This is a genomic window from Nocardia sp. CNY236 (assembly GCF_000482385.1).
Classification (GTDB): domain Bacteria; phylum Actinomycetota; class Actinomycetes; order Mycobacteriales; family Mycobacteriaceae; genus Nocardia.
In genome coordinates this window covers 1-13029 of the sequence record NZ_AXVD01000053.1, presented here as the reverse complement: position 1 = coordinate 13029, position 13029 = coordinate 1, and the positions used below count along the sequence as shown (strand labels likewise).

General features: G+C 65.0%; 14 protein-coding genes. 3 read left to right on the top strand and 11 right to left on the bottom strand.

Annotated features, from left to right (window positions below; all coding sequences use genetic code 11):
* Both K940_RS0120790 and K940_RS32595 read right to left on the bottom strand, forming a co-directional pair.
* Positions 1-290, bottom strand: a 290-nt coding sequence (locus K940_RS0120790; RefSeq protein ID WP_028479061.1) for a leucine zipper domain-containing protein, incomplete at its 3' end; no start/stop codon positions are given.
* Between the two features lie 96 nt (positions 291-386).
* Positions 387-644, bottom strand: a complete 258-nt coding sequence (locus K940_RS32595) for a hypothetical protein (protein ID WP_155981032.1) — start codon at positions 642-644, stop codon at positions 387-389.
* Positions 645-2236: 1592 nt separating this feature from the next.
* On the opposite strand from K940_RS32595, the gene K940_RS0120770 reads away from it, so the two are divergent.
* Positions 2237-3133: a helix-turn-helix transcriptional regulator gene (locus K940_RS0120770; RefSeq protein ID WP_028479058.1), complete on the top strand. Its 897-nt coding sequence runs from the start codon at positions 2237-2239 to the stop codon at positions 3131-3133.
* Positions 3130-3525 carry a DUF397 domain-containing protein gene (locus K940_RS0120765; RefSeq protein WP_028479057.1) on the top strand — a complete coding sequence of 132 codons (396 nt, stop codon included), beginning with the start codon at positions 3130-3132 and terminating at the stop codon, positions 3523-3525. The genes K940_RS0120770 and K940_RS0120765 overlap by 4 nt, the downstream gene beginning before the upstream one ends.
* 141 nt (positions 3526-3666) lie before the next feature.
* Here K940_RS0120765 and K940_RS0120760 read toward each other — a convergent pair whose 3' ends face one another.
* Positions 3667-3942 (bottom strand): hypothetical protein, encoded by a 276-nt coding sequence (locus K940_RS0120760; RefSeq protein WP_028479056.1) that lies wholly within the window; start codon positions 3940-3942, stop codon positions 3667-3669.
* A 250-nt stretch (positions 3943-4192) separates the two neighbouring features.
* On the opposite strand from K940_RS0120760, the gene K940_RS0120755 reads away from it, so the two are divergent.
* Positions 4193-4681 (top strand): hypothetical protein, encoded by a 489-nt coding sequence (locus K940_RS0120755; RefSeq protein ID WP_028479055.1) that lies wholly within the window; start codon positions 4193-4195, stop codon positions 4679-4681.
* 30 nt (positions 4682-4711) lie between these two features.
* On the opposite strand, the gene K940_RS31085 is transcribed toward K940_RS0120755, so the two are convergent.
* The 8 genes from K940_RS31085 to K940_RS29630 form a co-directional block, all read right to left on the bottom strand.
* Complete coding sequence (locus K940_RS31085; protein ID WP_028479054.1) at positions 4712-5962, bottom strand: class I SAM-dependent methyltransferase; 1251 nt, start codon at positions 5960-5962, stop codon at positions 4712-4714.
* A complete protein-coding gene (locus K940_RS29645; protein ID WP_051407420.1) occupies positions 5959-7233 on the bottom strand; it encodes an aminotransferase class III-fold pyridoxal phosphate-dependent enzyme in 1275 nt (424 codons plus the stop codon). The genes K940_RS31085 and K940_RS29645 overlap by 4 nt, the downstream gene beginning before the upstream one ends.
* A 23-nt stretch (positions 7234-7256) precedes the next feature.
* Positions 7257-8414, bottom strand: coding sequence for a hypothetical protein (locus K940_RS32590; protein ID WP_028479053.1), 1158 nt, complete (start codon positions 8412-8414; stop codon positions 7257-7259).
* Complete coding sequence (locus tag K940_RS0120735) at positions 8411-9106, bottom strand: NTP transferase domain-containing protein (RefSeq protein WP_196812322.1); 696 nt, start codon at positions 9104-9106, stop codon at positions 8411-8413. Before K940_RS0120735 ends, K940_RS32590 begins: the two co-directional genes overlap by 4 nt.
* Positions 9097-10386: an aminotransferase class I/II-fold pyridoxal phosphate-dependent enzyme gene (locus tag K940_RS29640; protein WP_051407419.1), complete on the bottom strand. Its 1290-nt coding sequence runs from the start codon at positions 10384-10386 to the stop codon at positions 9097-9099. The genes K940_RS0120735 and K940_RS29640 overlap by 10 nt, the downstream gene beginning before the upstream one ends.
* An 8-nt stretch (positions 10387-10394) precedes the next feature.
* Entirely contained in the window at positions 10395-11624 is a 1230-nt protein-coding gene (locus K940_RS29635) for a thymidine phosphorylase (RefSeq protein WP_051407418.1), read from the bottom strand.
* The gene (locus K940_RS0120720; RefSeq protein ID WP_028479051.1) at positions 11624-12460 is read right to left on the bottom strand and encodes a TauD/TfdA family dioxygenase; all 837 of its coding nucleotides are present in this window, start codon (positions 12458-12460) and stop codon (positions 11624-11626) included. Before K940_RS0120720 ends, K940_RS29635 begins: the two co-directional genes overlap by 1 nt.
* On the bottom strand, positions 12444-13029 hold a 586-nt coding region (locus K940_RS29630; protein ID WP_231390463.1), incomplete at its 5' end, for an AAA family ATPase. The genes K940_RS29630 and K940_RS0120720, both read right to left, overlap by 17 nt.

Genomic DNA, 13029 nt, shown 5'->3' with positions numbered 1-13029 from the left:
ATCTTCATCGGACCGAAGTGGTAGTGCTGGCGCAAGTGGATGATCTTGGTGACCACCTCGGGTTCTGTGACGGTCGGGCAGTGCAGCGGAGCGCTGGAGCGATCCTCGAGCCCGTCGAGCCCTTCGTCCTCGTAGCGGCGCTTCCATCGGTAGCAGATGTTGCGGCTGATGCCGTAGTAGCGGCAGGTCGCGGCCACGTTGCCGCTGACCTCCTCGGCATGCCGAAGCACCGCTAGGCGCCGGTTCGCACGCCGGACCAGATCCTTCTCACTCCATACACGTTCGGGCACGGGACTCCTTCGTATCAGGAGCCCACAGTGTCAACAACCTCCGTCAGTTTTAGAACTAGGTGGCTCACAGTAGCGGGCGCGTCCAGCGCCGGGATGTCACAGAGGCGCCTCGGGGTGCAGCGCGTAGTAGTCTTCGCCTTGCCGGATGATTGTGGTGATCTGCTGCTCGCTCAACTCCTCGAGCACAGCGATCTCGGCGGCGCTGCGGCGACGAGACATCCGGTAGATACGTTCGTTGCGGTCGCGGTGACGGGAGATGCCCCACGGTCCGCCTTCCACCCATTCGATCTTGTCCGGGTCGGGGACAGGCAGCTGCCGCACGGGCTCGCTGCGCCGATCGTGTGTATGGTGCATCGTCAGGTCCTCCGCCCGGGCATCAGCTATTCCCCTGGTCAGACAAAGACGCGGCGAGTCACCCCGCTTCGGCTGGCCGGTGACGACCAGCCGAAGCCTCTGGCGAGCGGCCGCAGCCGCACCATGGCCAGGAACGCGGCCGCGGAGAATCATGTCCGAGGTGCCTGCCTGCCAGCCAAGTGCATGATCGAGCCTAGCGAAGCGAGGGGTCTCTTCAGAGGGTAGTTGAACGGCTAGTTGGCGTTAGCGGGCCGTTGCCCAGGACGAGGTGGCTGAGGTAGCCCGAGGGGGCCGCCGGTGCTCGCGGTGTCGATCACCAAGGCGGCTGATCTGCCCTTATCGCCGAACATCAGCGCCTCCGACGGGCGGCTGTCACCGCAGATGCTGCGGCCGTGCCGATCCGGCGGACCGGGACGGCAAGGAGCAACTCGGCAGCAATCACTGCAGCGCGAGTGACCTCACCGGCGGCCGCGACCTGGCCGACTCTGCGGCAGACCTCCCGGTGCCCTCCAAGCTCGTCTATGACATCAATCAGCGTCAATCCTGATTCCCCGAATCGCATCTCCTCGTCATCCCCCATTCCGCCGAAGAGTCGGCGGCTCAGTGGTGTTCATTCCGATACGGGTCGCGGCCGGATCAGCGACCCATACCACGGCGTGGGCCTCAACGAATAGGAGCTCCACCATCGCAGTCGGGGACGCCGAACCCGGCCGATGCATGTGCGGTAGCGCCGGAACGGCAACATCATGGCATTCGGAGCGTTTCAGTTCGATCATCAGCGTGGCGAACGCGGACCACATTCGATTCGGCGGCTCTGCGAACACGGTCCCCATGTCGAATCCCTCAGCACTGGCGAACTCGCGTATCTGCCGGTCCCATTCCTCTACCTGGTTCGCGTGGCTCACCAAGTCCTCACGCAGGTACCCATAAATCAGCGGCTTGACATTCACGCAGCACCTCCGCTGTTCGACCACCGCCGCCCGAATCGACCCTTCAGGGGTGACGTACTGGGGGTTGGCGGCCGAGGCCAATCACACTCCCCCGCCACACACCCAAGGAGTTCGCGTTCGGTCAGGCCCAGTTCCTGCGCTCGCGGCTTCATCCAGACGAGGAGAGCCGCAGCCGCTTCGGCTACTCGGAGCGCGGACGCCGCTTGATCGCAAGTCAGTTGGCGACCCGGAAGGCACGACAGCTCCCACTGTTCCTCTCCGACGTAGAGAGCCTGATGGGTCGTCACGTCACTGAACATCCGCGCTAGGGGAATCACTTCGACAGCCACCGCTACCACCCTCCTATGCGGCGATGCGACGTCCTCACCAGAGAAAACCCACGCAGTCCGATCATCACAGCCATCGCCTCACCCGCCTGTTCGTGGAGCACCGGAGTGATTCCGGCCACAACACAAGTGTTCTACACTCAGACCGATAGATCAATGCTCGAAAACAGTCTGTGTCAACAATATTCGTCTGATGGTAGACGGGACGAAATTGGCCCAGACCTGTGTCAGCCTGGCGCGGAACAGTCTTGTGAGCGAAAGGTGTGTCGTTGTTTAATTTGCATGACACAAATTCGGAGCGATCGGAGGGCTCGACGTGGCACTGGACACCCTTGGCACAGCGCTAATCCGTCGGCACATCGGCCGCCGCCTGACCGCCCTGCGGGGCAAGCGCTCTCAAGATCAGGTCGCCTCCGCGCTCGGCATCAGCCGATCGACCATCGTGCGGATGGAAGATGGTAATGAAGCCGTGCGCTACAGCCCTCCGAACCTCAAAGCGCTGCTCGACCTCTACGAGGCTGACGAGGACGACCGGCGGCTCCTGCTCGCCCTCGCGGCGGAGACCCGCAACGGGCGCTCCAAGTCGTGGTGGCACGACTACACCAACACAGAGCTGCCGCAGTGGTTCGGGCTTTTCGTCATGATGGAAGACTCCGCCACCAAGATCCGTATCTATGAATCTGAACTGGTCCCTGGGCTGCTCCAGACCGAGGAATACGCCGAGCTGTTGTACAGCGTGCCAGCCGGATTCAACCCGCCCCGACAACGGGAGCAACGAGTGCAGGTTCGTATGGAGCGTCAGAGTGTGCTCACCAGAGAGACGCCGCTTCGATTGGAGACCGTGCTCAACGAATCGATTCTACGTCGGCCGGCGGGCGGCGCAGGACTCATGACCCGGCAGCTTCAGCACATCCTTGAGTTCGCCGACAAGCCAAGCATCTCTGTGCGGATTCTGCCCTGGGAGGCTGGTGTTCACGGCGGCATGACCGCAGGTACGTCGTTCCAGCTGCTCACCTTCCCGGACGATCCGGCCGGTGAGCCCATCGAGCCGCCCCTTGCCTACGTCGATACGCTCACCGGCGCGATGTACTTGCAGAAGCCAGACGAGTTCACCGCGTACGAGCAGGTCTGGCTCGACATCAACAAGAAAGCACTCAGCGTGTCGGATTCAAAGAACCTCATCACCTCAGCATTGAAAGGATTTGCACGATGACCACCACCGACACCGCCACTTGGCGGAAGGCGCGCCGAAGCAACGGAGGCGGGGGGAGTTGTGTTGAGGTCAAAGCCGAGGGCACCACGATCCTGATCCGGGACAGCAAGTACTTACGGAACCCGCGCAATAACCCCGAGGTTCAGCCAATCATCTCCATCACCGTCGCCCAATGGTGCGAGTTTGTTGAGGTTGCGACTGGCCGCTCCGAAGCTCTCTCAGAGCCCGCCATCACCGTGCATACGGACGGATCGGCCTCGCTCGAATCAGCCGACGGCATCCACTTGGACTACACGCCAACCGAATGGTTGGCGTTCTCGAGCGCCGTGGACGAAGGCGAATTCGATGACCTCGCGGACCTCGCGGACAAGGGTGCCAACGTTGGTGCGTAAGCTTCGGGGCATTTGAAACCTGCGGTTTGGTACCGCGTGGTCTGCTAGCCGCACGAACACCCGGCGCGTACCCGACGCCGCGCCAGGAGAAACCCCACGGGAGATGGACGCGGGGGGTGAAATCGGTGGTCCGATTAGCCGCTAGCGGCACTTCCTTCGTTTCTGGTCGTTGTTTGCCGGGCCGCGCCACAACGGTGCCATGTGCTCACACGTGTGGTCGGGTGTGGTGTCGGCGTAGTCCTCGCCGCTGGTTTCGGCGACCAGCAGCCAGTACGACTTCGTGGTGGGTTTGTGGCGGCTGGTCTGCCAGGCGTAGCCAGGAACCTGGTCGCGGAGGAAGGCCAGGGCACGGGTGGCGATACCGCGGCCCCACCGGTTCTTCTGCACGCCGAGGTTACCGATGAAGCCGATCCGCACTCGTGGCAGATCAGATAGTTGACCTTCCCGACCGGACTGCCGGGCTGATCCCGGTGCCAGAATGTGATCGACCGGAAGCCAGTGGCGCGGCCCTGCGCGATAGCCGGCCCGTAATGCTCGTACCGAACCGCTCGGCGCGTCTGCAGCCGCTGTCGGATTTGGCGGAGATCCAGCTTCCGCAGCAGCGGATCTGGTGGCCGCGGCAACAGATACTCGCCTCCGGCGGTGTGGTCGGATTGGTGTTGATCGCGTGCCACAAGCGTTCGCCCCGAAGCAGCAGCGTCGCCGCCAAGCCGCGATCGACCAGCGCACTCGAATCCTGGCGGCCACCGTTGAACGCGACCGGGTACTGGCCACCGAGCAACTGGCCGCCGCTCGCGCGGCGACGCCGGGACAGCAGTTCACCGTCGCCGGGCAGGCTCTGCGCCGTGCCCGCGGCAACAGCGTCCAACACCTGTACGTGCACTTCGGCGACGGCCGCAAACGCGATCTCATCCGCGAGGAGAACTATGCGTTCTGGGCATGGGCGATCGTGGAAATTCTGCGCCACAACGGAATTCGCATAGAATACCGATTCCGAGCGGTTGATCCTGATATCCCCGGAGCTCTGGTGATGTCCTCACTGCCATCATCTATCGTGTCCGCGGCAATCGAAAAGTGGTCGATGTCAATGGGGCGCACAGCGATCAGCCGTCATCTGGCTGGTGGTCCCAGAGGTGAACGGACTCGCCGAGTTTGAGTGGCTTGTCCGCGGGCCCCTTGATGTGGGTCAGAACTCGAGAGGTGAGGACGCGGTCTTCACCTCGTGTGTGCTGCGGATCAGGGTGTCTAGGTCCAAGTCGGTCGAGGTCAGGGCGCTGTCGATGGCGCGGCGGCGGTCGTCGCCGGGGATGATAGCCAGGTATGGGTAGCTGCCGTGGAGCAATGGTGCGATGTGGCGGTGGAGTGGTTGTTCGCTGGTCCAGGTGGCGACAGTGTCTATTTGGGTGGGGATGCCGGCGGCGGAGAGCCATTTAGTGATGCGGGGATCGTTGCCGGAGCTGACGATCCGGCCTGGTCCGTAGCCCAGTTGGCGTAGCTGCGTGTGGAAAGCCGCGGTGAAGGTGGTGACCGGTTCGGGTGGCTCGGTGGTGGAGATGATTCGGATGAGTGTACCGCCGGGGCGTAGCAATCGTTCGGCCTCGATAACCGCGAATAGCGGCTCATCGACGAAACAGAGTGCGGCGTGCTCGAATACGGCGTCGGCGCAGGCACCCGGCAGGTCCACACTCATGCAGTCCTCCCCACGCACCTGTACATGGTCGAGGTCGCTGGTGCGCTGGTGCAGGATCGCTCGCATCCCGGCTGCAGGTTCGATGGCGACGAGGCTGCGGGTATGTGGTGCGGCGATACGGGTCACGGCGCCGGTCCCGGCACCGAACTCGATAGTATCGCGCCCACTTAGCAGGGTGTTGGCGATCGTGGTGATCGCAGCGGCGAATTCGGGTGCAGCGAAAGGCCGGTCGGACTCGTAGCGGGCAGCCAGCGAGGCAGTGTAGAGCCAGCTGCCGTCATCGGAGGCGAGGATCTGCCGTGCGGTGCTGGCTACGTCGGCGAGTTGGTGGTGGCGGCACCCGCCGCTGGTGTGACGAAGGTGGCGTGCGAAGGCGGCCAGCCGTGCTATGCACCAGGCGGCAGCTACCCGGCCGCAGGTGGTGATGTCAGGGTCCGCGGAGGTCAAGGTGGTGAAGCGTTCGGGGAGGAGCCTGTGGCTCGGGGCAGTGGTGTGGCGGATCGGTCGCCGCTTCCAGAGTGCTTCCATGACCGCCGCCACGGTGGCCGCCGTGGCGCGTGGGGTGTCTGTGGAGATATCGGCGGTGCCAGCGGTCAGATCGCACAGCAGACACCACGTGGCGGTGTCGATACCGTCCAGGACGCTGTTCATGGTGGTGGCGGTCCACCACGGGACGTACTCGAAGTCGTCGGTTGTTTGTGCAGGTGCGGGAGGTAGTGCCGGTAGGCTGGCGGCATGCGGGGTCACGCGTACAAACTCGTGTTCTCGACCGCGCGCTTCAGATGCGCAGCCATTGTGCGGAGTTGCTGTGGTGTGGTGTTGAGCGCGGGTGTCAGCATGAGCGCGTTCTGTTTGCAGCCGATGATCAGGCTTGACTCTCTGTCTTGGCGGGCGGCGGCAGCGATTGCCAGTGCCCGTTCGACGCTGTCGCATTCGAGGACACCGACGACCCCGTAGGTGCGCAACTCGACTATTCCCGACGTGCGCAGGCATTGCGGGAAGTCGGTGGCGAACCAGTCGGCGGTGGCGGCGGCTTGTGAGAGGCCTTCGGTGCGCAAGAGGTCAATGGTGGCCAGCGCGGCCACACAGGCGAGGCCGTGGCCGGAGGTGGTGTGCCCGTAGCGCAGCACGGCGTCGCCGAATTGGTTGCGGATGCTGTGGCGCAAGCAGGTCGCGCCCATCGGGACGACGCCGTTGGTCATGCCCTTGCTGATGGCCAGAATATCGGGCGGGCTGGGCATCGCATTGACCGCGAACGCCGCGTAGCCACTGCGACCGAATCCGGTGAACACCTCGTCCACAATCATCAGGGTGTCGAAGCTATCTGCAACTGTCCGCAATTCGGTGAGAAACCCGTCGGGCAAGACGATTCCGCCACCGACGTTGAGGAACGGCTCCACGATCACCGCCGCCACCCGTTGTGGCCCGGCGGCGGTGATCGCCGCAGCGAATTCGCCGGCCAGTGCCGCAGCTGCGCCGGGCTCGTCAGGGCGATGGTGGGGGGTGAGTTCCACGTGTCGCATCCGGGGGGCGGGCGCCCACTCGGTGCGCAGGATCGGCAGGTCGGACAATCCGGCTGCCAGCGCAGTGCAGCCATGGTAGCCGCGGGCGAAGGCGACGATGGTGTCACGCTGGGGTTGACCTCGATGCCGCCAGTAGTCCATGGCGATGCGGATCGCGGCCTCGATCGCTTCGGAGCCGGAATTGACGAACACGACGTCGTGCAGGCCAGTGAGGGCCGCGAGCGTGTCGACGAGTTCTTCGGCGGGCTGCTGCGCGGCCAGCGTTTCATCGACGTGAGTCAGTTGCCGTAGGTGTGTCGCGACCGCGTCGGATATGCGCGGGTGTGCGTGACCGAACGGGGTGTTGGCGGCACCGGCGACGCCGTCGAGGTGGCAGTGGCCGGCGATGTCCCAGACTTCGCAGCCTGAGCCACGGACGAGTTGATGGTGGCGCAGGTCATGGCTCGGGTTGGCCGCAGTACTCGCGGTGGTCCAGCCGTTCCAGCGTGCCGGCATGAGGAAATCCTTTGTCTGTGTCGTCAATTCAGTATTTGCCGCAATCGGGTGACGAGCGGTTCTGTCGTGCGCTCGTAGGCCCATACCTCCGGGGCGACCGGGCGCGATGGTCGGTCGGAGACCAACACCGTGAGATACTCTGCGATCGCGTCGGTGTCGTCGGGGTGCACCGCGACGGCCAGACCGTCGGCACCCAGTTCGGTGGCGGTCGCGCCGAACGGATCGACCAACGTCGACAGCCCGTACAGGCGTGAATCGCGGGCACGTAGCCGCACACAGGTTTGGTTCTCGATCCCGGGACGTGCCAGGCAGATCAGCCCTGCGGCGCGGCGCAGGTAGCGGTCGCAGTCGTCGTGGCGCAGCGGATCGGTGTGTAGCACCACGTGTTCGGAGATCCCGAGATCGTCGGCGACCCTGGTGACTTCGGCGCGTACTGCATCGGTGTCGGGGTGAGGTGCGGCATGCAGGAACCGCAACGCGACCTCGACGCCGCTGGCGCGGGCCACCGCGATTGCGCGTACCGCCGCGACCGGGTTCATGAATGTCCACAACCCACCGGTCCACAGCACCTCACGGTGGCCGGACCCTATCGTGTCCGACATGCAGGCCACCGCGTGCGCGGTAGTGGTGCTGTAACCGATCGGGATCGTCGTGATGCGGTGCTCGAGCTGTCGTGATCGGCTCAGATCCTGCGGGGTCAGAAGACCGTAGGAGGCCAGGCTCGCGATCAGTGTGGTGCACTCGACACGGGAGCGGGCGATGAGCAGGTCGCTGTGGGTCAGCTGGAACCGGTAGGTGTCGACAAGCTGCTGATAGGTACAGGTATCGAAGACCCCGTTGCGGCGAAACCGCGGATACTCGAGTTGCTCGATCGGCGGCGCGTTCTCCGACACGATCAGCGTGCCCTCCCGGCGGGCCTGCTCGATATGACTGGGGTCGGGCATGTCGAAGGTGAACACCACATCTGCCTCGGTGAGCAGACCCCGCCAGGCGTCACCGGCGGTGACCAGCTCAGCATCTGCAACGTCGAGTGGCTCTTGATCACCGGTGGCGGGGCTGTAGATGTAGACGGTGAACTGGCGGGCCATCGCGGCGGCGAGTTCGGCGACCCGCAACCCGATTCCGCCGGTGGTGGTCTGGCCGAGCGAGTATGCCCCGGCGTCGAAAAGCAGCGTGATCATGGCAAGTAACCTGCTTTTGCGGCCTCTGCTACATCGGCGGGCTCGTTGAGATTCAGGAAGTCTGGACCCCACACCACCGGCGCGTCGATCAGACACTCGGTGACTGCTTCGCGGAGGCTGTGCGCTAGCGGCGCAAGCATCGGCTTCCGTATCGCCAGCGCCGACCAGCACGCATTGAACCCGTCTGTCTGTATAGGCTTTTCAGCTGCAGCGATGACGACGTCGTCGGTGACGGTCAGGGCTCCCTCATGGCGCAACCGGTCCGGGTCATGGGTGCTGGCAGCGACAACCGTGATCGGGTCACCGTTGCCGACACGGGTGGTTGCCTCGCTGAGCGCCACCACCGGATCGGACACGTAGACCTGGTCGCCCAGGCAGATCAGCACGGTGTCATCGCACCACGGCGCGGCGGCCAGCAACCCTGATCCCAATCCGGTTTCCACATCCGAGTGCGGCAGCAGCACGAATGCCGTGTCGCGGCGAGAGCGTTCGAGATGACGCGCTAGCGCGAGTTTCGCAGCCGAAATGACGACTACCACTTTCGCCTCCGGCAGCGGGAGCGCCTCGAGCGCGTCGAGGAGGGGGTCGATTACCGCTACCCCAGGACGCAAGACATGCAGTTCCTTTGGATACACCGCCCCAAACCGTCGCCCGGCCCCGGCCGCGAGCACGACCACCGTCGTCACAGCCACGCCCCCTCCGGTGCGGCGGCCAGCAACCACCACGGTCGCTGGCCGATTCGTCCACGCAACTCGCCTACAAGGGCGGCGGCCTGGCTGGTGTCCTCGTCGCGTGCCATCGCGATCACCGCGGCAAGGTCGCGCATGTCAATCGCGGTAGCGCCGAGCAAGGTGGGCTCGGCGGTGCCGAGTCTGAACATCGGCCCTGGGCATCCGGGCAGATCGCGTTGGATGTTCACCCGGATGCCCCAGCGTGCCAACCGATCCGACACACCGAACGGGTCTTGCAGGCGCACCCAGACCTGATGGGTATCGGTGTATCCGGAGGCAGCACCGGCAACATCGAACCCGCGCTCGACCAGCGCGGCCGCCAGCACCCGTGCGTTGGCGATCACCGCGGTTGCATACCCCTTGCCGTAGGTTTCGAACTCCAGCGCGGTGCGCGCGGCGGCCAAGGCCGTGGCGAAGTGGTGGCTGCTGACCATCATGAATTGGGCCTCGCGGAGCAAGGCATGGGTGGTCTCGTCGCGGGTGGCCAGCAGTCCGCGGTGGGGGCCAGGGAATGTCTTGTGCAGTGAACTGCTGATCGATCCCGCCCCGTAGTCCAGTGGGTTGGGGTGCGCACTGCCGAGCACCAGCCCGAGGGTGTGACTGCAGTCGATGTGCAACCGCGCCGGCGGATAGCGGTCCACCAACTCCGCGACCGCGCCGACGTCCAGCACATGCCGGGAGTTCTGCATGTCGGCGTACACCAGTGCCACCGTTCCCGTAGCCAGTGCCTGCTCCAGCTGCCCCAGATCGATGCGACCGTCGACTGCGTCGACCGGTCGCCACCGGTGCCCGAACCGGCTGACCAACGCGCCAGTGGCATAGTGGCCGCCGCTTGTCTGGGAGATCGACACCACCATCGACCCCGGTGCACCGCCGAGAGCGGCCACCGCGATCATCATCGCGTTGAGCCCCGAGATCGGACGCAGGTTCACCCACTCGGGCGCCGTGTGCAGCAGTCGTGAAAAGGATTCTCGTCCAGCTTTTTCCAACTCGGCGATCGCTTCCCCGCCGCGGAACTCCCACTGCCCTGCGGTCAGGCGTTCGTTGAAGCAGTAGCGATTGCTGTAGTCGCTGCCCAACAGCGCGTGCGCGGCCGGGCTCATCCGATTCTCGCTGGGGACCAGGTTGATCGCCGTCCGGTTCACCAGTTCGGTGGCGGCGGTGCGGCCAGAGATCTCCGCCAGGTGTCCGGTCGCAGCCACAGCGACACCGCTGGCTGGGTCGAAATTCGTTGCATGCACGGGTGGCCTCAATCGTGGAAGTGGCAATGATGGCCGAGGACACCGACATGCGCCTGGCCAGAAACAGCATCGGGAGCGTGGACCTCGAAGACAGCTTGCCCCGCTGAGACCGGTTGCCCGGGTTCGACCACGATCCGCACACCGTAGGTCGAGTCGAGGGCAGCGAGGGCCTGAGCGGCGTCACCAACGGGGCGGGCATCAATTCCCATGTACACCGCCGTCACAGGTGAGTGGTATGTGAGCACAGCGGGAGCACGGGTGGTCTCCAGACTTTTGTCCAGCCACTCCACATCCCCACCGAGATGTTCGACGTAGCGGCAGAACACCCCATAGGCGCCACCGGAGTTCAGCGCGTCATCGATACGCGTGCGAGCCGGCTTCGCAGAATCCGGTGCCGCGACTGCGGACAGGATCTGCTCGGCCAACCCGGTCATGTGCTCGCGCAACACCGGCGACCCGTTCCCGCGCAACACGGCGACGGCTTCGCGCAGTTCGAGCAGCGGCCCGGCGGCGGGGGCGAGTGGCTGCGAGGCGTCGCAGGTCGATATCAGCATCCGCCGGCCGGCTGATTCACCGATCATGCGCATCAGCCGCACCAACTCGTTGGCGTCAGCTTCGGTGGCCACCACCGCGCCCGGTCCGTACTTGACTTCCAGCGCGATCGTCGCGGCGCCGGTGGCGAGCTTCTTGCTCATGATGCTGGCCGCGATCAACGCCGACACCTCGACTGTGCCGGTGCGCTCACGCAGCGCATAGGTGCGCCGGTCGGCAGGTACCAGCTGCGGGGATTGGCCCGCAATGCAGAACCCGACCGCCTCGACGCAGCCAATGAACTCCGCCACCGTCAGATCCAGCCGCAGCCCGGGGATGCAGCGCAGCTTGTCGAGCGTGCCGCCGCAGTGTCGCAACGCCGATCCGGTGATCTTCGCGACCCGCAGACCGGTGGCAGCCAGCAGTGGGGCGAGCACGATACTCACGTCGTCACCGACACAGCCCGTACTGTGCTTGTCGACCACCTGCGTGGCATCCGGCCACGTCACCCGCTTTCCAGACGCCACGTACGCCTGCGTCAGCGCAGACGTCTCGGCGTCGCTGTGGCTGCTCGTCGCCAGCAACGTCAGCAAAGAGGCCACCACCGCATCGGGAGTGCTGGGAGCGAGCAGTGCTGCGAACTGCTCCTGCGTGAACTCCATGCCAGTGGTGCGGCGCCACTCGAGCAGAGTCGCCGCCGACACCATTACGCCACCTCCCGGGTATACAGGCCACGGATCAGTACTCGCTCGCCGATTCCGGCGGCGAATGCGGTCCGGCCGTGCGCGATTCGCCCATTGCACAGCACAAGTCCGGTGCGCGAGGGGACCGCGATGTCCTGCCGATATCGACCGCCCGGTTGTGACAACTCCCGCAGTCGAACAACTGCGGCTGCACGCTGCTCACCAAGACTCCCGGCCAGCTGCCAGATCTCGGTGCCGTCGTCAGCCCACCGCGTACGCAGGCCGCGCCCGGCCAACTCGGCGAACGCCGGTCCGGACGCTCTGGGTGGCGGCTGGAACGACTTCGCCACCCGCGTGAGCGCGTCATCGGTCGTCAGTGCCGCCGCCCCGACCGGGTCGATGTGCCGCAGGTACTCGAATGCCTCGACCGCGCGGAAGATCGTGGTGTGCCCGCCTGCTCGAGCGGCGCGGTCGAACCACAACAGCGACGTCTCCACGTGCCCGATCGGTTCCAGGGTGCCGTCGGTGTGGAACCCCTGGGCTACACAGGTGCCGAACGCCCGGTGACCAGTCGAGGCAGCTGTCGGTGAGATGGTGTTGAACCCGTCGACGTCGTAGCCGAACCGGTCCGCAGCAGTGGCGTAGACCGCCGGCACGTAGGTGCTGCCAAGGTCGAGTAGCCGGGCTGTCTCGGCCAAGATCGACCGACCCGACACCACGGGGTCCTCCACGGTAAACAACGCGAACCCGTTGTTTCGACAGTCTTTTCGGATCCGGGCAACCGTCGCGGATGAGTCGGTGTCGAGCGCGGATCCGGCAGCTGCAGGATCGTCAGTGCAAAGGTCACTGCGGATCGTCATCAGAACTCTCCCGGGTGTCGTTTCTGGTCCACCGTCCGATGGCCTCGGTGAGCTCAGCGGCCGCACGCCGCGGGCTCATGGAAGTGGTGTCGATTACGAGATCGGCTGCATCCGCGAGCCAGCTGTCGCGGGCGGCGATATAGGTGGGTACGCGCTGCAAGCGCCAGGCCGCCGCGCGATGCAAGACTTCGTCTTCGCTGATCCGCTGCCGAAGAGTTCCCGGGCTGGCGTCGATCAGCACATGACGCAACGAATGCCCCAGTCCCGTAATGCCGGTAGCAATCTCGGTCCAATACTCCTGGTTCAGCACTGTCTGCACGATCACCAAACACTGGCCGGTTTCGGCGACGATATCGTGGGCGACCAATGGGACCAGCCGTCGCCACGACGGAAGGTCCTGGAAGTCGTTCGCTTCGGTATCGGGGAACTGTGCGCGCAGCATGAACCCGACGAACTCGGGATCGAACAGCCGCCAGTGTCGCGGGTCAGCCGCGACCAGCTCGTTCGCGATCGACGTTTTCCCGGCACCGAAACTGCCATTCAGCCAAACGAACAAGATTCCTCCTGGG

Coding starts and splice junctions, on each gene's coding strand:
- K940_RS32595 (WP_155981032.1), bottom strand. CDS start 644: ATGCACCATACACACGATCGGCGCAGCGAGCCCGTGCGGCAGCTGCCT.
- K940_RS0120765 (WP_028479057.1), top strand. CDS start 3,130: ATGACCACCACCGACACCGCCACTTGGCGGAAGGCGCGCCGAAGCAAC.
- K940_RS29645 (WP_051407420.1), bottom strand. CDS start 7,233: ATGCCGGCACGCTGGAACGGCTGGACCACCGCGAGTACTGCGGCCAAC.
- K940_RS32590 (WP_028479053.1), bottom strand. CDS start 8,414: ATGATCACGCTGCTTTTCGACGCCGGGGCATACTCGCTCGGCCAGACC.
- K940_RS29635 (WP_051407418.1), bottom strand. CDS start 11,624: ATGGTGTCGGCGGCGACTCTGCTCGAGTGGCGCCGCACCACTGGCATG.
- K940_RS0120720 (WP_028479051.1), bottom strand. CDS start 12,460: ATGACGATCCGCAGTGACCTTTGCACTGACGATCCTGCAGCTGCCGGA.